Origin of the sequence: Streptococcus caecimuris (assembly GCF_943193075.1) — a bacterium.
Lineage (GTDB): Bacteria > Bacillota > Bacilli > Lactobacillales > Streptococcaceae > Streptococcus > Streptococcus caecimuris.
This window is the reverse complement of record NZ_CALPCT010000029.1, coordinates 1-18,460: the sequence shown is the minus strand read 5'-3', so window position 1 is coordinate 18,460 and position 18,460 is coordinate 1. Positions and strand designations below refer to the sequence as shown.

General features: G+C 44.7%; 18 protein-coding genes and 1 other RNA gene. 2 read left to right on the top strand and 17 right to left on the bottom strand.

Going from position 1 to position 18,460, the window contains the following annotated elements; translation table 11 throughout:
* Window positions 1-87: 87 nt before the first annotated feature.
* The 12 genes from NFR56_RS09335 to NFR56_RS09280 all read right to left on the bottom strand — a co-directional run bounded on the left by NFR56_RS09335 (window position 88) and on the right by NFR56_RS09280 (window position 11,492).
* Window positions 88-765, bottom strand: a complete 678-nt coding sequence (locus NFR56_RS09335; RefSeq protein ID WP_045759973.1) for a rhomboid family intramembrane serine protease — start codon at window positions 763-765, stop codon at window positions 88-90.
* Window positions 749-1,288: a 5-formyltetrahydrofolate cyclo-ligase gene (locus tag NFR56_RS09330; RefSeq protein WP_049491407.1), complete on the bottom strand. Its 540-nt coding sequence runs from the start codon at window positions 1,286-1,288 to the stop codon at window positions 749-751. The genes NFR56_RS09335 and NFR56_RS09330 overlap by 17 nt, the downstream gene beginning before the upstream one ends.
* Window positions 1,289-1,397: 109 nt before the next feature.
* On the bottom strand, window positions 1,398-2,531 hold the full coding sequence (locus NFR56_RS09325; RefSeq protein WP_251458732.1) for an N-acetyldiaminopimelate deacetylase: 1,134 nt from the start codon (window positions 2,529-2,531) through the stop codon (window positions 1,398-1,400).
* A 208-nt stretch (window positions 2,532-2,739) separates the two neighbouring features.
* Window positions 2,740-3,438 carry a 2,3,4,5-tetrahydropyridine-2,6-dicarboxylate N-acetyltransferase gene (dapD, locus tag NFR56_RS09320; RefSeq protein WP_251458729.1) on the bottom strand — a complete coding sequence of 233 codons (699 nt, stop codon included), beginning with the start codon at window positions 3,436-3,438 and terminating at the stop codon, window positions 2,740-2,742.
* Window positions 3,439-3,503: 65 nt separating this feature from the next.
* Window positions 3,504-4,418: a hypothetical protein gene (locus tag NFR56_RS09315; protein ID WP_251458726.1), complete on the bottom strand. Its 915-nt coding sequence runs from the start codon at window positions 4,416-4,418 to the stop codon at window positions 3,504-3,506.
* A gap of 14 nt (window positions 4,419-4,432) precedes the next feature.
* The gene (locus NFR56_RS09310) at window positions 4,433-5,122 is read right to left on the bottom strand and encodes a hypothetical protein (RefSeq protein WP_251458723.1); all 690 of its coding nucleotides are present in this window, start codon (window positions 5,120-5,122) and stop codon (window positions 4,433-4,435) included.
* Window positions 5,123-5,127: 5 nt separating this feature from the next.
* Window positions 5,128-5,835, bottom strand: coding sequence for a hypothetical protein (locus NFR56_RS09305; protein WP_338146956.1), 708 nt, complete (start codon window positions 5,833-5,835; stop codon window positions 5,128-5,130).
* Between the two features lie 108 nt (window positions 5,836-5,943).
* A complete protein-coding gene (locus NFR56_RS09300) occupies window positions 5,944-7,032 on the bottom strand; it encodes a hypothetical protein (protein ID WP_251458717.1) in 1,089 nt (362 codons plus the stop codon).
* Between the two features lie 277 nt (window positions 7,033-7,309).
* Window positions 7,310-8,659 carry a glucose-6-phosphate isomerase gene (locus NFR56_RS09295; protein WP_003002120.1) on the bottom strand — a complete coding sequence of 450 codons (1,350 nt, stop codon included), beginning with the start codon at window positions 8,657-8,659 and terminating at the stop codon, window positions 7,310-7,312.
* Between the two features lie 673 nt (window positions 8,660-9,332).
* An RNA gene (gene ffs / locus NFR56_RS09290) (signal recognition particle sRNA small type) lies at window positions 9,333-9,427 on the bottom strand.
* A 39-nt stretch (window positions 9,428-9,466) separates the two neighbouring features.
* Entirely contained in the window at window positions 9,467-9,979 is a 513-nt protein-coding gene (gene tadA / locus NFR56_RS09285; protein ID WP_134974781.1) for a tRNA adenosine(34) deaminase TadA, read from the bottom strand.
* A gap of 220 nt (window positions 9,980-10,199) precedes the next feature.
* Window positions 10,200-11,492, bottom strand: a complete 1,293-nt coding sequence (locus tag NFR56_RS09280; protein WP_134974780.1) for an adenylosuccinate synthase — start codon at window positions 11,490-11,492, stop codon at window positions 10,200-10,202.
* Between the two features lie 319 nt (window positions 11,493-11,811).
* Between NFR56_RS09280 and hslO the strand changes: the two genes are divergently transcribed.
* The gene (gene hslO, locus NFR56_RS09275) at window positions 11,812-12,684 is read left to right on the top strand and encodes an Hsp33 family molecular chaperone HslO (RefSeq protein ID WP_134974779.1); all 873 of its coding nucleotides are present in this window, start codon (window positions 11,812-11,814) and stop codon (window positions 12,682-12,684) included.
* A complete protein-coding gene (gene dusB, locus NFR56_RS09270) occupies window positions 12,671-13,648 on the top strand; it encodes a tRNA dihydrouridine synthase DusB (RefSeq protein ID WP_003012894.1) in 978 nt (325 codons plus the stop codon). Before hslO ends, dusB begins: the two co-directional genes overlap by 14 nt.
* A 191-nt stretch (window positions 13,649-13,839) precedes the next feature.
* On the opposite strand, the gene NFR56_RS09265 is transcribed toward dusB, so the two are convergent.
* The 5 genes from NFR56_RS09265 to NFR56_RS09245 all read right to left on the bottom strand — a co-directional run bounded on the left by NFR56_RS09265 (window position 13,840) and on the right by NFR56_RS09245 (window position 18,254).
* Window positions 13,840-14,526, bottom strand: a complete 687-nt coding sequence (locus NFR56_RS09265; RefSeq protein ID WP_045759985.1) for a YoaK family protein — start codon at window positions 14,524-14,526, stop codon at window positions 13,840-13,842.
* Window positions 14,527-14,654: 128 nt separating this feature from the next.
* Window positions 14,655-15,431, bottom strand: coding sequence for an NUDIX domain-containing protein (locus tag NFR56_RS09260; RefSeq protein ID WP_134974778.1), 777 nt, complete (start codon window positions 15,429-15,431; stop codon window positions 14,655-14,657).
* Window positions 15,432-16,280 (bottom strand): nicotinamide riboside transporter PnuC, encoded by an 849-nt coding sequence (gene pnuC / locus NFR56_RS09255; RefSeq protein ID WP_134974792.1) that lies wholly within the window; start codon window positions 16,278-16,280, stop codon window positions 15,432-15,434. It lies immediately after the preceding gene.
* A 22-nt stretch (window positions 16,281-16,302) separates the two neighbouring features.
* Window positions 16,303-17,364: an AAA family ATPase gene (locus NFR56_RS09250; protein ID WP_134974777.1), complete on the bottom strand. Its 1,062-nt coding sequence runs from the start codon at window positions 17,362-17,364 to the stop codon at window positions 16,303-16,305.
* Window positions 17,365-17,528: 164 nt separating this feature from the next.
* Entirely contained in the window at window positions 17,529-18,254 is a 726-nt protein-coding gene (locus NFR56_RS09245; protein ID WP_251458714.1) for a hypothetical protein, read from the bottom strand.
* Window positions 18,255-18,460: the final 206 nt, after the last annotated feature.

Here is an 18,460-nt window from a genome sequence, read left to right as displayed (position 1 = left end):
CAGCGTAGTAGAGCCCACTCAACCACTGCGTCTTGCTCGACAATCCAAAAATAATTAAGAGGCTAGGACTTTTGTCCTAGCCTCTTCTTAAAATAGAGTTAAGATTTTACCTAAGAAATAAAGCAAAAGTAAGAGATAAGATAGAGCTGCACTCATCTGATAGGTTCGGTTCATAAAGCGAGCTTCCCCTCTTACTGGAAAGACATAAGCCAACATGACCCCAGCTACTAAGCCACCGATGTGCCCCGCCATACTGATCCCTGGCATGAAGCTAAAGATCAAATTGACCACAATCAAGCTGGTATAGGACTGACTCAAGTGGCGAATATAGGGACTTTGGACAATAAAGCGCAAAGCACCAATGGTCCCAAACAGTCCAAAGAGGGCTGTAGAAGCTCCTGCTGCAATCACATCTGGCGTAAAAATAGCAACAAAGACATTGCCCATCATGCCTGATAAGAGATAAAGAGCTAAGAAAGCCTTCGATCCAAAGAGGTCTTCTGCCAAACGTCCTAAGTAATAGAGGGTGATCATATTGAGCACAAAATGTTCTAGGCCGATATGAACAAATGTAGCTGTTACGATTCGCCATAACTGGCTAGGATCGACTTTCACAACCTCTCCAATAATACCACCGCTATAGTAAACAGCAGCACCTGTTTGGTAGTCGCCTCCAAATCGGATAAACATGGAAAGAAAGACTGCCGTTGTCACGAGCAATAAGAGGCTGGTCACAGGATAACGACGATCAAAGAGTAACTTCATAGACTAGCACCTCCTGAACTGCCTGATCAAACGTATCTGGCTGGAAATCCTTCTGCTGAATGGAATAAATCGTACTAACCGTTTTTCCAGTAAAATCTTCCAAATAACGATCATAATAGCCACCACCATAGCCAATTCGGTAGCCTTTTGACTGGAAGACCACGCCTGGTACATGGATCAGATCAATCTCTGACTGATCCACAACCCTTCCTTTTTCATTGGGCTCCAACAAACCAAAGCGTGTCTTTTCCAAAATATTAGGATCGTATTCCACAAATTCCATTCGCCCTTGTGGATAGGTACGGGGAACACAGACGCGTTTTCCAAGTTGAAGAGCTGCTTGGATCAAGCCAGCTGTGGAAACTTCATGGTCAAAAGACAGATAGGTCGCAAGGGTCTTTGCCTCCTGAAAAGCTGGTAACTCCAAGAGGCGCTGAGTCAGTTCTTCATCTGCTTGAGTTTTTACGGATTCTGGCAACTGTTTCATGGCTGCAATGGTTTCTTTTCGTAGTGTTTTCTTCATTCCCTACTCCTTTTGTCTAGCTTTAATTGTATCATTTTTTAGGAAAGATCCGAACAGTTTTTATACAACAAAGAAAAAATCCAACTCCAGACGGAGTTGAATCATTCCTTTATTGGTTGGCCTTCATTTTCAAAAATTTACCAATGTTTTCCACAGCAAAGGGAAGGGCTGCTTCATTTGGGCTCATCTTCGGATGGTGTAAGGCATAAGGGGTATCAATCCCCAACCAGAACATGACACCAGGGACTTTGCTCAAGAGAAAGCCGAAGTCTTCTCCTGTCATCGCAGGCAGAATATCAATCAGGTTCACGTCTTCCTCAGCTGTGAAAAAGTCCATGAGTTCTTTGGCCAATTCTGGTTGGTTTTCCACAGGTAGGTAGCCTCCTTGCTTGAGTTCCAGGTCCAATTTCACATCAAAGGCTGCTGCAACTCCTTCTGCAATGTCTTTGACCCGTTTTTGAGTCAAAAGGTTCATCTCCATGGTCAAGGTCCGAATGGTCCCATGAAGGAAGGCTGTCTCAGCAATCACATTATTGGTTGTTCCTGCATGCATGGAACCAAAAGTCACCACAGCCCCTTCAATCGGATCGACATTTCGACTCACGACCGATTGGACTTGGGTAATGAAGTAAGAGGCTGCTACAAGAGCGTCATTGGCCTCATGTGGAAAGGCGGCATGCCCTCCCTTTCCTGTAAAGGTGATCTTGACTTCACAGGTCCCCGCAAAAAGGGTACCCGTATTGGTCGCAATGTCCCCCACCTTCAAATCAGGGCGCACATGCAGACCATAAAATTCATCAGGGAGCCAGTCGCCAAAAGCATTGTCCTTATACATGAGCATCCCACCAGCTTCATTTTCTTCAGCTGGTTGGAAGAGAAAGAGCAGGTTATTTTTTGGTTGCACTTGAACCAGTTGATCCAACAGTCCAAGGGCTGTCGTCATGTGCATATCATGACCACAAGCATGCATCCGTCCTTCGTGCTTGGAGGCAAAATCAAGGCCCGTTTGTTCCACAATCGGTAAGCCATCGATATCCGTCCGCCAACCAATAGTTTTTTCCGGAGCAGACCCATGGAGATAAACCAGGATCCCGGTCCGCCAAGTCCGTTGCTCTACAAAGTCCTTGCCCGCTGTGATCTCTGCGATTCGCTCTAAGAGGTAGGCTTGGGTTTCAAATTCTTCCAAGCCAATTTCAGGGATTTGGTGCAAATCCCGTCTGATTTTGATCAAATCCAATGTCATCGTCGTCTTCTTTCTATTAGAATAGGGAGTGGGAAAGAACTCCTATTATTTAAAAGGAGTTCGTCTTCCCACCCCCGCACAGTTGATTAGGTCATCTTTGGAGCTTAATCAAGCGAACAAAGATGCCAATCAACCACTGCGTCATACAATTATTCCCTTCAAACATCAAAGGCTGGACAATTTTTGCCCAGCCTCTACCATTCATATCTTATAAATTACGCAAAGCGTCTTCGAGTGCTGTTTTTTGTTGTGTTTTTTCATCGATTTCCTTGATGATGCGAGCTGGGACACCGGCTACGACCACATTTTCAGGGACATCTTGAGTAACGATAGCTCCAGCGGCAACGACTGAACCGTTCCCTACTTGAACCCCTTCAATCACAACTGCGTTAGCACCGACCAAGACATTGTCACCGATCCGAACAGGCTCAGCAGAAGCTGGCTCAATGACACCCGCAAGAACGGCACCTGCACCGATGTGGCTGTTTTTACCAACTGTTGCACGGCCACCAAGGATAGCCCCCATATCAATCATAGTTCCTGCACCGATTTCAGCACCAATATTGATGACAGCCCCCATCATCACGACAGCATTGTCTTCGATGATCACTTGGTCACGGATAATAGCACCTGGTTCAATACGTGCATTTAGATAGCGCTTATCCAGCAAGGGAACAGCTGAATTACGACCATCTTGTTCCACCACATAATCCTTGTTCTCTGTCAAGTTGGCAAGAAGGGGCTCGATATCTTTCCAGTCACCGAACAAAACATTGCCAAGCTTGGTGACAGAAGCAGGAACAGCCGTTGCCAATTCCCCTTCAAAGGTTACTTTCACATTTGTTTTCTTTTCTGCATTTCCAATAAAAGCGATAATTTCTTGAGCAGACATTTTTTGTGCAGTCATGAGATTCTCCATTCATTTCAATTAAAGGTATCCATATTATACCACAAACCCAAAGAGATGAACACCTAAGGCGACGTGGTTGTAGCCGAATCCTCCATGCCTGTCATTTCACTGATGGTGTGATTGCTTCCAAAGTGAATAATGACTGAGTGCGAATCAGAAAGTTTATAGTAAAAGATTAAGAAGGACTCTGAACTCATCATACTCGACCAAGAAACACGGCTAGGAATTCCGACTGTATTCACAAGATCTGCATAGCTGGTTCCTATTTTAATATTGGCAAAATCCTCTCTGTTCAAACTGCCATTTTTATTGGCTAATCGCTCACTGTTTAGGTTCTCAAAATTAAGAGAAGATAGACGGCTACTAATCATATTTGAAAGCAAAACAGATACAGAAGAAGGGGATCCTTCAACCTCATAATCCAAGCTTGTCATGAAAGGACCGACACTACCCTCTTGGTAGGTTTCTTCCCCACCACTAGCCTTCCCCAGTACAGCTACCACATCCTGCGGAGACAGATAAGTTGAAGAGGTACGGCCTTGATCCCCCTCACTTAAACCAGGAATCAAGGAAATCGCCTTCTCATAGGTCACTTGAAACTGAAATTCACCTTCCGGTGCAATCAAGGTACTCGTACCACTCTTCAAGGTTTCCTTTCTGGTTCCATAAGACCGGCCAGGACTTCCGTATTCACTAGTAGTAGATGAAGGATGTTCCTCACTATGGATACCTCCTGAAGCCAGATAGACAAATAATCCCAGCATGGCCAATAATCCAAAAAAGGCTGCCAGCGAAGACCCTCCACTATTAGAGGAAGGAGAGTAGGTTTTCGCCCTATCCGATTGGGAGTCTAGTACAGGTTGTCTTGGTTCTGAATGCCTGCCTCCCCCTATTGAAGCCAGATCGGCTTCTGAAATCAAGCGGCTCCCACCCTGGTGAGAGGAAGCTGCCTTGATGTCTGTCCGTTGATCGTCCAATGATGTCTCCTTTCTTATACCAACACCAATTTCTTGGCTTTTTTCTTGAATTCCATCACCACTTCTGGCTGCCCTGGCACCTGGTAAGTCGCGCGATAGCCCATTCCGCCATCTGGCATTTCCCCCCAGACCAAGCGTTGAGGATTTCCAAGTTGCTTAATGAGCTGGGCGAATTCTGTACCTTTTTTCTCTTTTTCAGTAGTGATTTCTTTCTCACTGCTTGTCTTCTCTTTTACGTCCAACAAATTTGTCGCATCCACCGTCGTCAAGCGATACCCCTGGTCTTTTTCCTGTTCAAACCACAAGGTCACACTTTTCTTACCCTGATCGGTTTGCTTAGCTGCATAAGTCAAGACGAGAACCATTTTATCTCCTTGAGCTGTCTTTGTGTAGCGAACTTTTTGGGCTTTTCCCCATTCCGTCACAACTGTTTCCAAGCGAGTTCCTGGTTGCTGACTCTGCTTGAGACGAACTTTTAAATTCGCCACAGCTTCGATGGTCCATTTAAACTGTTTGATTTCTTGTTCCTTGCTGACCAAATTCTTGTAATCCTTTGGCTGGAAATGAGTCAGTGTTTGGTCCTCCTTGGTATCGGTTCCCTGCTCCTGCACCTGGATGCTTGCAATCGCAAGTAACAATCCTAAAACAAAACACAAAAACGGCAGCAAGAGTTCTTTTCGATTCTTTTTCATCCACTCGATCATCTGCTTCACCCCTTTTTCGTCAAACGATACTGACCACTCTGGTCGCGTTCAAAGGACAAAGAGACCAGTCCATCTGTCACCTGATAAGACAGGGCTAAGACTTGCTTGTCCTTTGCAGAAGTCAAACTAAGAGAATTGGGAAGACCTGATTTTTTCAAAACATCTTCTACTGACGTTCCTTTTTCCTTTTTTCCATCTAGCGTCTGATAGCCTGTAAAATCTGCCAGTTTTAAGTTCTTTTTGCTCTGATAGTGAGCCGACTTGGGCGCAAATCCTTGAATCGAGCTCAAATAAAAGGTATCATCCTGCTTTTGAAATTCTATGGTATAAGGATGAATCCCCTGCACAGGAGTCCCATAGCCTAGCTGGACTTGCGCTCCAAAAGTCGTATCTTCTTGTGTAAAACTCGCTGCTTTTCCAAATTTTTTGACGAATGCAGACAAAGTCACCCAATTTTTTTGTGTCTTGCCTTCTCCTCTTACAAGGTCCAATGACAACAAGTCTTCTAAAGCCGGCTCTTTGGAAGAAGACGCAACAAATTGCTGGCTATCTTCTTGCATGCGAGACAAACTCAACAAGCGATCTTTGGGCAAGGTTTTCACTGGATGAATCATAAACACCAAGCAAGCACCAACCATAAAAGCCAGCAAAGCACTTGCAGCTTTTTGGAGGATCCGCTTATGATGTTCTATCCACTGTTTCATTTCTTCCATCCTTCATGCTCTTTCTATTCAAACTCTTTCTATTGTATAGAAAATTAGCGTATTTGTCTCGTCTTATCCCAAAAAAGAGGCACTTGCCTCTTTCTTTTATTCAGTGATTTAATAGCTGTCTTTACTACTCAAGAGGAAATCTCCATTCTCTTGGCGAATAAAGGTCAAATCTACATAGTCCCCGTTTTTCTTTTGGAAGTCCATGACCAATTCTATCTCGTCTGAATCATCAGATGAACTCACCGTCAGATTGACTGCATCACCGTATTTTTCTAAAAGCTCTTTGTAAGAGGTCCCTCCAGCACCGGTTTCACTATCTCCAACCTTGAACCCATCTGCAAAGTTATCCTCAACCGTAAGATTTTTCCCAAATTGATTAAATTCAAATTTGACAAGCTGGAATTCTTTCCCTTTCTTAGAGTAAGTCGCTTTGACCTCTTTATTATAAGAGTTATCATCCCAAAATAATTTCAATTCTCCACTTTCAAATTGAACGGAGCTAGCTTTCCCATAAGCTTCAATCATTTCCTCAGGAGTCTCCCCAGCATCACTTCCTGTTAAAAACTGAAGTTGCTCGATATCAGACTGTTTCCAGCTAAAATCAACTTCCGCGTCTTCTGCGGTCAATTGATCCAAATCGATATTGGAAGACGAACCAGACTGGTTACCTGACCAAGAAGTCTGCTTTCTAGATGATGACGTGCTAGGGCTAGCATGACCAATCAAATAGCCACTGACTCCACCGATAAGAAGCCCAACTAAAATCCCAAGGGCAAAACGAATCGCCTTCTTGTCTGCAGTATCCATCGGTCTTCCAACAGGAGAAAGAGGAGCTTGTGGAATAGGAGTCTCAGGAACAGGCACTGTTTGCGGACCAACTGGCTCAGCTGCCATGTTTTGAGGAGCTTGAGGCGCAGGTTGGAATGGAGGAGTCGGTTGGGGAGCAGCAACTACATCCGGATGTTCTCCAACAGTTGCTTCATCCACCTTTGGAGGCTCCACTGTTCCTGAAACAGCTGGCTCGTCTGCTTCTTCTTTCATTGCTTCCGTCTCCGTCACTGAAAGGCCACTAACTTCTGGAACGACCAAGTCTTCGGCTTCTTCTTTTGGGACAAAGGCTGGCGCAGCCACATCAAATTGAGGCGCACCCTCTAAGGGCGTCTGTTTCATAAATTGTTCTTGATCTTTCTCGGACATTTCGAATTCTCCTTTTTATTCTTCTCTTCTACTATAACATAAAACCAAGCAAGGACCAACTCCTGTCTGTTAAGACTGAAAAAGATCGGAGATAGATCGGACCTTTTAGAAATTTCTATTAAAATTTCTTGCGAAGGGGGACAATAGCAATCAGTTAACCATATGATTGAGAAACATAACTAGATCGTGTTTTTATAATTGATTCCAGGGGACAAAAATATGAGTTTGTTTAGCAAGTAAAAAAAACGACCTCTTGCGAGATCGTTTTATCCATCAATTAAAGACGAGCGTTGAGTTCTGCTCCAAGTTCTTCAAATCCTGGTTTACCAAGAAGGGCAAACATGTTTTTCTTGTAAGCTTCAACACCTGGTTGGTCAAATGGGTTAATCGCGTTCAAGTAACCTGAAAGGGCGATGGCCAACTCGAAGAAGTAGATGGCATAACCAAGAGTGAAGGCATCTTGCTCAGGAAGAGTTACGTACATGTTTGGTACGTCACCGTCTGTGTGGGCAAGAAGAACACCGTCAGTTGCTTTTTTGTTAACGAAGTCAACGTCTTTTCCTTGGAGGTAACCAAGTCCGTCAAGGTCTTCTTCCAAAGTAGGGATGATCACGTTCTTACGTGGTTTGTCCACACGGACAACTGTTTCAAACATGATACGAGTTCCTTCTTGGATAAATTGACCCAATGAGTGCAAGTCTGTTGAGAAGTTAGCTGAAGTTGGGTAAATACCTTTTTGGTCTTTTCCTTCTGACTCACCAGCCAATTGTTTCCACCATTCTGAGAAGTATTGAAGAGATGGCTCGTAGTTTACCAAGATTTCAGTAGCATAACCTTTACGGTAAAGGATGTTACGAACTGCTGCGTATTGGTAAGCTTCGTTTTCAGAAAGTTTGTCTGAAGTGTATTCTTTACGGGCTGCATTCGCACCTTCCATAAGGGCTTTGATATCAGCACCTGATGCAGCAATTGGAAGCAATCCAACTGGTGTCAAGACTGAGAAGCGTCCACCGATATCATCTGGAACTACAAATGTTTCCCAACCATTGGCATCTGCTTCCACTTTTACAGCACCTTTAGCACGGTCAGTTGTTGCGTAGATTCGTTTGTTAGCTTCTTCTTGACCGTATTTCTTCACCAAGAGTTCTTTGAAGACACGGAAAGCGATGGCTGGTTCAGTAGTTGTACCTGATTTAGAAATCACGTTTACTGAGAAATCTTTATCTGAAACATACTCTACCAAGTCAGCAAGGTAAGTTGATGAGATTGAGTTTCCAGCGTAAAGGATTTGTGGCGCTTTGCGTTCTTCTTTTGTTTGCAAGTTTGCAAAGTGGTGGTTCAAGAAGTCAATAGCTGCTTTCGCACCAAGGTATGATCCACCGATACCGATCACGACCAAAACATCGCTGTCTGCTTTGATTTGTTCAGCAGCTTTCAAGATGCGGTCAAATTCTTCGCGGTCGTAGTTTTCAGGAAGGTCCAACCAACCCAAGAAGTCGCTACCAGCACCTGTTCCTTTACGGATCAATTCATCAGCTGCAGTCACTTGTGGTTGCATGTATTCCACTTCATGTGGGGCAACAAATTTACCCAAAACTTTTGAGTAGTCAAATTTAATATGAGACATGTTATTCCTCCAAATTTTGTTCTTCTCTATGATATCGCTTTACCGGGATTTAATCAAGGGAAACCATCCTGTAAAACGTTTTCATTTTCTAATTTTTTTATTTTCATAAAGCAAGCAACGACGCAATAGCAATCGTTTGCATATTTGCACTATTTTTGGCTAGAAAATCAAAAAAAAGAAGCTTCTTCCAAAACTCCATTTTTTCTTTTTTATTATTTGATCATGAAAGTAATTTCCACATGACTCTGGTGAGTAATAGCTCTCACGTCGCTTCGCTCCTCAGGGTCAATTTCTCTAAGCTCGGTTGCGCCTTACAGGCTCGATTCACCACGTTCATTTATCGGAACGTAGTTCTCGCTTTGCTCGAACTGCGTCAATGTACCCAAGTTCATCTTCGTCCCTTAGGACTTGATTCATTTTACGCTATAGCCCTCACGTCGCTTTGCTCCTCAGGATCAATATCTCTAAACTCATCTGCGACTTTCAGTCTTGATTCGTTAAGAGCTTTTATCGGTTTACAGCTTTTTCCCTAACGGGAAAAACTGCATCCATTGCTCTAAGATTCATCTGCGTCCCTTGGACTTGATTCATTTTACGCTATAGCCCTCACGTCGCTTCGCTCCTCAGGATCAATATCTCTAAGCTCGGTTGCGCCTTACAGGCTTACCTCACTAAGAGCTATAGAAAAAGAGCACACAGTTCACCTCGCTTAGGGCTGCTGGATTCCTCCCCTGACCCGCTTCACGCAGAACTGTTGCTCCGATAGGTATTATATCATAATTTGTGGATTTTGCAAAGGTCCGGTTTTTATTCTTGTGTTTCGGCCTTGGCTGCGAGTTTGGCTTGTTTTTTTCGTTCCCGACCTTGGCGGAAGAAGGTCTGCATGATGGCTGCACATTCTGCTTCCAAGATACCTGTTTCCACTTCCACCCGGTGGTTGAGGCGCTCGTCTGTCAAAATATCATAGAGGCTTCCTGCTCCACCAAACTTCTGATTGGTCGCTCCGTAAATCACCTGGGGAATCCGGGCTAGTCCAATGGCACCGCTACACATGACGCAGGGTTCAATGGTCACAAAAAGAGTCGTATCCAGCAAACGCCAGCTCTCTTCATGCTGATTAGCTTCTTCAATCGCCATCACCTCTGCATGCATGACCGCTCGCTGCAATTCCTCTCGCGCGTTGTGGCCCCGTCCAATGATCTCACCGTCTTTGACAATGACACAGCCAATAGGAATTTCCTCATGGGCCAAGGCGATCTCTGCCTCTTTTAAAGCCTCTCGCATAAAAGCTTCTTTCTCTTCTAGGGTATAGTCTCTCACTTGTACACTCACTTACTTTTTATGTTCTTGTTCTATTATATGATGAAGCTAGAAAAAAAGCCACCAATGGGTGACTTCTTATAGGGAGATATTATGAAAAAAGTTAAAGAGTGCTAAACAAAGTTGGGAGGTCTTTGTTTATGGTCTCAGTATATCCCAAAGGTCTTAAAGTAAGCTTAAGACTCAAAAAAGTTGAGAGAGACTCCCAACTTTTATTGAATTATTTACTTGACCAGACACTTTCAAGGATATTGGTTTGGTCACGATCTGGTCCGACTGAGAAGGTTGAAATGCGCACACCAACTAATTCACCGACACGGCGGACATAGTTGCGGGCATTTTCTGGAAGCTCATCCAAGTGGCGGACACCTGTGATGTCTTCTGACCAGCCTGGTAATTCTTCATAGATTGGTTTGCAACGTTTGAGTTGCTCCAAGCTTGCTGGGTAGTGGTCGATGCGTTCCCCATCCAAGTCGTAGGCTACACAGATTTTCACTGTATCCAAGCCGGACAGAACGTCGATCGAGTTCAAGCTAAGGTTGGTAATTCCTGACACGCGACGGCTATGGCGCATGACAACTGAGTCAAACCAACCGACACGACGTGGACGACCGGTTGTTGTCCCATACTCATGACCGACTTCACGAATCCGATCACCCACTTCATCAAAGAGCTCCGTAGGGAATGGGCCATCTCCGACACGGCTAGTATAGGCTTTACATACACCGACAACCTTATCGATCTTGCTTGGGCCGACACCTGATCCGATGGTCACTCCACCTGCAACAGGGTTTGATGAAGTAACAAATGGATAAGTTCCTTGGTCGATATCCAACATAACCCCTTGGGCTCCTTCAAAGAGCACGCGCTTGCCGTTATCCAAAGCATCGTTCAAGATGACAGAAGTATCGGTTACATATTGCTTGATTTGTTGACCATATTCATAGTATTCTTCGAAGATATCGTCAAATGAAAGAGCCTCTGCATCATAGAGTTTGGTAAATTGACGGTTCTTTTCTTCCAAGTTGATGCGAAGGCGTTCTGCAAAGACGTCGCGATCCAATAGATCCGCAATCCGGATTCCCACACGTGCAGCCTTGTCCATATAGGCTGGGCCAATCCCTTTAATTGTCGTTCCGATCTTGTTGTCGCCTTTAGACTCTTCTTGGAGACGGTCTAATTCGATATGGTAAGGAAGGATGACATGGGCACGGTCAGAGATGCGAAGGCTATCCGTTGATACCCCTTCTTCATGGAGATAAGCCAACTCTTTGACCAATGATTTAGGGTTGACCACCACGCCGTTTCCGATGACAGAGATCTTTTCAGGGAAGAAGATACCTGAAGGAATCAAGTGCAACTTGAACTTTTTGCCATCGATCACGATAGTGTGACCGGCATTGTCCCCACCTTGGTAGCGAGCAATAACTTCTGCATTGGCTGATAGGAAGTCTGTAATCTTCCCTTTTCCTTCATCACCCCATTGGGTTCCTACTACAACAACTGATGTCATAATTCTTTTTCATATACCATAGATAGTTCCCTATCTATGCCTTTCTTCAAACTAAGGGCAGGAGTCTCACCTGCAAGTTTGTCTTACACTCTATTATAAGCAATTTTTGATGTTTTTTCAAGATCCACTCGGCTATCGTTTATTTTTCTTCTTCATTTTTCACCCAACTTCTCTAGGAAACTCGTCTTTTACTTGGAATTTGCTTCTTTCTAGAAATAATGTTCGGAATTTTCTTCACTTCAATCTCTTCTTCTGAAGCAACTGATTTTCGGAACTCTCCTTGTCCCCACTTTGCTTGATTTGTGCTAAAATAGTAGGTATGGACAAAATTATTAAAACTATCTCAGAAAGTGGCGCTTTTCGTGCCTATGTACTAGACAGTACAGAAACTGTACGAACAGCCCAAGAAAAACATCATACACAAGCTAGCTCCACGGTCGCACTTGGCCGTACCCTCATTGCCAGTCAAATCTTGGCGGCAAACGAGAAAGGAGATACTAAAATTACGGTCAAAGTCCTTGGGACTAGCTCACTCGGTGCCATCATCACCGTAGCAGACACCAAGGGAAATGTTAAAGGCTACGTGCAAAATCCTGGAGTGGATATCAAGAAGACGGCAACTGGCGAAGTCCTGGTGGGACCATTTGTCGGAAACGGAGAATTCTTGGTCATCACAGATTATGGTACGGGAAATCCATATAACTCTATGACCCCTCTTGTGACCGGAGAAATCGGAGAAGACCTGGCCTTTTATCTGACGGAAAGCCAACAAACACCTTCTGCAGTTGGACTCAATGTTCTGTTGGATGACGAAGACAAGGTTAAGGTAGCTGGTGGCTTCTTGCTCCAAGTCTTGCCAAATGCCAAGGAAGAAGAAATCGCGCGCTTTGAAAAACGGATCCAAGAAATGCCTGCCATCTCCACACTTTTGGAGTCTGAAGACCATATTGAAGCTCTTCTAAAGGCTATCTATGGGGATGAACCTTTTAAACGTCTCTCTGAAGAAGAGATCCGTTTCCAATGCGACTGTAGCCGTGAGCGTTTCTTGAACGCTTTAGCAAGTCTGCCAGCTAGTGATCTAAAAGAGATGAAAGATGAAGATCACGGTGCAGAGATTACCTGCCAATTCTGCCAAACACACTACCACTTTGACGAAAATGACTTGGAGGAACTCATTCGTGACAAATCTTAATACGCCATTTATGATCGGGGACGTCGAAATCCCTAACCGTACCGTCCTAGCCCCAATGGCTGGAGTGACCAACTCAGCCTTCCGGACCATTGCCAAAGAACTGGGAGCAGGGCTAGTTGTGATGGAAATGGTCTCTGACAAGGGAATCCAGTACAACAATGAAAAGACGCTTCACATGCTCCATATCGATGAAGGAGAAAATCCTGTATCGATCCAACTCTTTGGAAGTGACGAAGATAGCCTCGCACGCGCAGCTGAATTTATCCAAGAAAATACCAAGACCGATATCGTCGATATCAACATGGGTTGCCCGGTGAATAAAATCGTCAAGAACGAGGCTGGTGCTATGTGGCTCAAGGACCCAGACAAGATCTACTCCATCATCAATAAGGTTCAATCCGTCCTTGATATCCCCCTCACTGTTAAAATGCGGACGGGTTGGTCGGACCCTTCCCTAGCAGTTGAAAATGCGCTCGCTGCTGAAGCTGCAGGTGTCTCTGCCCTTGCCATGCATGGACGGACTCGGGAGCAAATGTATACAGGGCATGCGGACCTTGAGACCCTTCACAAGGTTGCACAGGCCCTGACCAAGATTCCTTTCATCGCAAATGGAGATATCCGTACGGTTCAAGACGCCAAACAACGGATCGAAGAAGTCGGTGCTGATGCGGTCATGATTGGTCGCGCTGCTATGGGGAATCCTTATCTCTTCAACCAAATCAACCACTACTTTGAAACAGGAGAAATCCTGCCTGATTTGACTTTTGAAGACAAGATGAAGATCGCTTACGAACACTTGAAACGCTTGATCGATCTCAAAGGTGAGCACATTGCCGTTCGTGAATTCCGTGGCCTCGCCCCTCACTACCTCCGTGGTACCTCAGGCGCAGCCAAACTCCGTGGCGCCATCTCGCAAGCTAGCACCCTAGCAGAGATTGAAGAACTCTTACAATTAAAAGCATAGAAACACAAAAAGCGAGAGTGGGACAGAAATCGGTAATTCGTTAGAATTCGATTTCGTCGTCCCACCTCCGCACAGTTGAGTAGGGCTGTAAAAGCTGATGAAATTAGCGTAGTAGAGCCCACTCAACCACTGCGTCTTGCTCGACAATCCAAAAATAATTGAGAGGCTAGGACTTTTGTCCCAGCCTCTTTTTATAGATTGTCTGTTTGCAGGCCGAGTTGTTTGACTCTGGCGGTGTAGTAGGTCATGATCAAAAAGAGGTTGGCTGTGATCAGCCAGATGGCCCATTGGTGAATGAAATGCATGAGGATGGCTACACTAATCGCTCCCGCAACAAAGCTTCCAACAACGATTCCGTAATTCATAGCCTGACGCCGATACTCGTCCAAATCACCCTTTCCTCGAGTGATTCGGTACAAGGCCGTCAGCATCTTGCGGTAATTGCCGGAAGTCATAAAGATCACATAAGGGTGATTTTCGATGAGGCTCCCTGTAAAGGTCAACATCATCATCCCTGTCCCAAAAGCAATAAAGGGAACTTCTACAGGTGGTATGACAGACACCAAAGGAATCAGGAGTGTTACCACAAACAAAGGAATCAACATCTTGGTTCGCCAAAAGGCTGTCTTGCGATATTCTTTGATATGGAGGGCAACCACAAAGCCGATGGAAAAGAATAAAATAGATGAAAAACGCATGATGGTATTTTCGACGCGGGGATCGTGCCAATCAGCGATGAGAAGCAGGAGGTTCCCAGTTTGGGTCGCGACCAAACTCCGGTAGTGCATGTGGCAAAAAACATCAAGGCCCCCGCCGATAAAACCAAGCAGAGCCCCCATCAGTCGTGTATTTTGTGGTAAGATGATTTTTTCTTCCATAGTCGTATCCCTTTTGATTTCAATTATTTTTATTATACCACTTTGCACACAAGTGGAGCAGGAAAAATCAGAAAAAGCCCTTGGCTGCAAAAAGTAGCTGAGGGCTGATAGAATTCATCTCGCTCGATCTACTGTTTTAGGCGATAGGTCTTCCGTGGTTTTTTCTTAGGAACCCGCTTGACACCCACTTCTTCCACGAATTCTCCGAACTTCACGAGGAAGTTATTGCTAACGATGGGGCGTCCTGGATTGATCAGATTGACCAATTCGGTTGCTTCATAAACAGTGAAAGGCTCCTCTAACAGATAGAGGAAGGTTGGATTCCAGTCCAAACGCCCCTGAATCCGCTTGATCGACTCTTGGATGATTTGATAGTGGTCAAAGGCAAAATCAGAAGCAACTAAGGGTTTTCCATCGAGCAAACACTGGGACTTTTTGAAATCGACATCGAGAAAAACAACTTCCTTGGCATCGTCTCCTGCTTGGACCATGTTTACTGCTTCTGCTGGCAGATAGACCAGATGAGCGATGGTAATGACCCAGCCTCTGGGATCCCGCCCAGGGGTGGAAACCGTCATGAGCTGCTCCACCTTATTAACTGGAAGATCGAGCCCGACTTCTTCTTTGACCTCTCGAATACAAGCATGGGTTGCATCTTCATCCTTGTTCACAAAGCCCCCCACCAAGGCTAGGCGGTGTTGATATGGGTGGGCCTTGCGGCGAATGGCTAAAAGCTTGAGCTGGCCTTCGACAAAACAGTAGGCCACCATGTCCGCTGTGACACTAGGGGTTTCATAAGTCGGTAAGTCTTGTTCCTTGTACCACTTGAGAAAGTCTGCTTCACTTGCGACCGTCTCAAAATACTCTTTCTCCGTCATTCCTGCTGGAATCAAGAGATTGGTCATTTAGGCCACCTCCTTCTTGAGGGCTTTGGTCCATTGGTACCAGCCCACTAGACTATTCAGCGTGTAGACCCAGTACATCCCTTGAATTTGAATACTCTGATCCCACCAGAGGTAGATACTAAAGACGTTGGTCGCAATCCAGAAGATCCATTGTTCCCGATAAAGGCGGGTCATGAGGAGCTGGCCGACCCCATTGGTCGCATCGGTGATACTATCACGGAAAGGACGAGCACTATGGATGCTCTGATAAGCAAAGCCCATACCAATCCAGATCACGGCACTCAAGGCCAAGTAGCGCATCCACTCGATCAAGGTCAATTTCTTGGCTTCAAAATGAGATTCTTCGACCTTTCCTTGATCGTTGATCCGATTGGAGAGCCAGACATAGAGACCGATCGGTTGCATGATGAAGAAATAAAGAGTTGTCAGGACTTCCCCATAGAAGTTTTTATTGAGGGCTAAAACGAGGTAGATGGCTGAATTTACTGCTCCAAAAAGGTAGTTGCTAGCTCGCCCTTCTGCAACAAGAATGACACAGACAATTCCTGTCCAAGAGGCAAACAATCCCAGCCAATCATGTTGTCCTATTAAATTTGTCCAATCTATGGAAAAAGAACCATTAGAATGGAAAAGGACCTTGATGAAATATTGTATTTGAGTCATGAACTCTAATACAAAAGGAACGCTAGAAAGAAGAAGGAGATAGATCCATTGAAAAGCTGTCCGTCCCATAAAAAGGTCCTTCCAGAGGAGTTTCATAATATTGACAAAGCCTTGCTTTTTCGCTTCTCGGTGGACATTTGTAAAGTCTTGGATAAAGGTTGTGAATTTTTTAGTGAGGTTGTTCATTAGGTGATTCATAAGCTGCTCCTTAGTCGGCTTGGTAGATGGCATCGATCACCTTCTTGGCTTCTTCGTAGTTGCCGAGGTAGTCTGATGCGAGGAAAGTGGTCGGAATGTTTCCAAGGTATTGCTGGCGCAATTGGTCTAGGTAATTTGAAAAGCTGGTGCGGATCTCTTCATCAGCCATGGTCATGTCTCGGAAACCATCATTGACATAAGAGCCGATCGGCTGAACAAAGAGGATCAAATCCCATTTTTCTTTAGACAAAATACTAACAAAGAGGTTGTCAAAGGTATCGGTCATGCTGGTATCCTGGCCTTCGACTTCCATGTAGTAGTCGTAGTAACCTTTGGTCACCAGAGAATTGGTATCTGCGATGACCAGGCCTCGATTGGCACTACTGTCGATGAGCTTAGAGGTTTGATCATACTGTCCTAAGAGGAGGTAATAGTAATCTTTCGGTGTGAGTTCATCATCCCGAACATTGTTCTTGATCTGGTATTCACGGGCATACTCAAGACTAACAGGTGCATCGTAAAAGCGGGCTAAATCCTTTGCAAGGGTCGTTTTCCCGTTACTGGCGCTCCCCATGATCAAAACTTTTTTTGTAAACTGGCGACGGAAGGGCTGGGCGATGTATTTCCAGTATTTGCTTGGATTTTCCCGGATCATGGTAGCAGAGATCCCGAAGCGACGCTCCTCTAAGTGAACTTCAAACCCTCTGCCTTCCAACTCTTCCTTGTAGGCTTTCTCCCCCACATAAAAGATCAACTCTTCTGTCTCTGTTTGATACTGGATGGTATCAAGGGCTATTTGTAACCAAGGTTCCCAGCCCAAGGGATAACGAGGAAGTTCCGTCTCATCTAACTTATAGACTTGGGTCAATTCATCGTTTGAGAAGGCTTCACGGATATAGCGGAAGCGTTTTTGTAAGGTCAAGCCCACTTCTTCGCCACGGTCCCCTTCATAACCAGATACGATGACACGAACACGATCACACTGACGCTTGGCCCGTTGGATCAGGTCAATATGCCCTTGATGAAGAGGAGCAAAGGTTCCAAATACCACAGCGATTCTTTCTTTATTCATAGCAACTCCTTTTTATAGTTTTTTATAAATAGGTTTTCTTTATGTTTTTATTATATACTATATTTTCTGGATGTCAACACTTTTTTATAAAAAAATATATTTTTCTTCAAAACAGCAAAAAAAGATCTGAAAAGATAAGATTTTCTTTTCAAATCTTTCGACTTTTATTCACGAGTGAGGGAGTGGCTGACACCGTCTTTAAGAACAGTCACACTGGATACAGAGCCATCTTTTCCAACTACGATATCTAGAGTCGCTGCAGACCCATCGCCTGCTGAGAGATTAGCATGGTAATGGCCGTCATCCAAGGTATAGTTATAACCGCTGACGCCATAAGCTACGGGTTGACCCCCAGGAAGTTGGATGGTCACTTGACCACCTTGGCCAATAGTGACCCCAGTGTCGCGTTTGTCAGACCAATTCCCTGCTGCTGCGGAGAAGTCCCCTGCTGCCACGGAATATACTCCCTTGTATTGGGCATTCTCCGTAGCAGACGCTTGCTTCTTAGCATGAGCATGACCTTCTTCTAGACTTGGCAATTTTGCTTTAGCTGGTGTTGCTGGAGCGGCCACTTCTTTTGTTTCTTTTGTTACTGGCGCTGCTGGAGTCGCTGCTTTAGCTGGAGCAGGTGTTTGACTAGCTGCAGCTTGGGTATTTTTACTACCAACGGTGTGACTTTCTTCTGATTTGCTATCAGATGATGAAGATGCAATCGGATCCTTGCTAGTGATCACTTTTTTCTTAGAAGAAGAGCTGGTTTGTTTGACTTGACTGGTCTTTGAACTGCTTGCTTCACTTGTCTTTTCTTCTTTATTACCGCCACAAGCTCCTAGGAAAAGACTAGCTGTAAGAGCTAGCGCTGCTAGGGAAATGATTTTTTTGTTTTTCATAACAGAACCTCTTTTGTAACATTTGTAATATTTTGTAACATTATTGTAACACTGTTATATGAGGCTGTCAATAGTTTCTCAAATATTTTTCTAATTTGAAAGAAGTTTTAAGCAAGTTCCTAAACTTTGCAAAAAAGAGGCTGGGACAAAAGTCCTAGCCTCTCAATTATTTTTGGATTGTCGAGCAAGACGCAGTGGTTGAGTGG

Excerpts from the sequence above, each read along its gene's own strand:
- NFR56_RS09335 (WP_045759973.1), bottom strand. The coding sequence starts at position 765 with ATGAAGTTACTCTTTGATCGTCGTTATCCTGTGACCAGCCTCTTATTG.
- NFR56_RS09330 (WP_049491407.1), bottom strand. The coding sequence starts at position 1,288 with ATGAAGAAAACACTACGAAAAGAAACCATTGCAGCCATGAAACAGTTG.
- NFR56_RS09325 (WP_251458732.1), bottom strand. The coding sequence starts at position 2,531 with ATGACATTGGATTTGATCAAAATCAGACGGGATTTGCACCAAATCCCT.
- dapD (WP_251458729.1), bottom strand. The coding sequence starts at position 3,438 with ATGACTGCACAAAAAATGTCTGCTCAAGAAATTATCGCTTTTATTGGA.
- NFR56_RS09310 (WP_251458723.1), bottom strand. The coding sequence starts at position 5,122 with ATGATCGAGTGGATGAAAAAGAATCGAAAAGAACTCTTGCTGCCGTTT.
- NFR56_RS09305 (WP_338146956.1), bottom strand. The coding sequence starts at position 5,835 with ATGGAAGAAATGAAACAGTGGATAGAACATCATAAGCGGATCCTCCAA.
- NFR56_RS09300 (WP_251458717.1), bottom strand. The coding sequence starts at position 7,032 with ATGTCCGAGAAAGATCAAGAACAATTTATGAAACAGACGCCCTTAGAG.
- NFR56_RS09295 (WP_003002120.1), bottom strand. The coding sequence starts at position 8,659 with ATGTCTCATATTAAATTTGACTACTCAAAAGTTTTGGGTAAATTTGTT.
- NFR56_RS09280 (WP_134974780.1), bottom strand. The coding sequence starts at position 11,492 with ATGACATCAGTTGTTGTAGTAGGAACCCAATGGGGTGATGAAGGAAAA.
- hslO (WP_134974779.1), top strand. The coding sequence starts at position 11,812 with ATGGACAAAATTATTAAAACTATCTCAGAAAGTGGCGCTTTTCGTGCC.
- NFR56_RS09265 (WP_045759985.1), bottom strand. The coding sequence starts at position 14,526 with ATGGAAGAAAAAATCATCTTACCACAAAATACACGACTGATGGGGGCT.
- NFR56_RS09260 (WP_134974778.1), bottom strand. The coding sequence starts at position 15,431 with ATGACCAATCTCTTGATTCCAGCAGGAATGACGGAGAAAGAGTATTTT.
- pnuC (WP_134974792.1), bottom strand. The coding sequence starts at position 16,280 with ATGAACAACCTCACTAAAAAATTCACAACCTTTATCCAAGACTTTACA.
- NFR56_RS09250 (WP_134974777.1), bottom strand. The coding sequence starts at position 17,364 with ATGAATAAAGAAAGAATCGCTGTGGTATTTGGAACCTTTGCTCCTCTT.
- NFR56_RS09245 (WP_251458714.1), bottom strand. The coding sequence starts at position 18,254 with ATGAAAAACAAAAAAATCATTTCCCTAGCAGCGCTAGCTCTTACAGCT.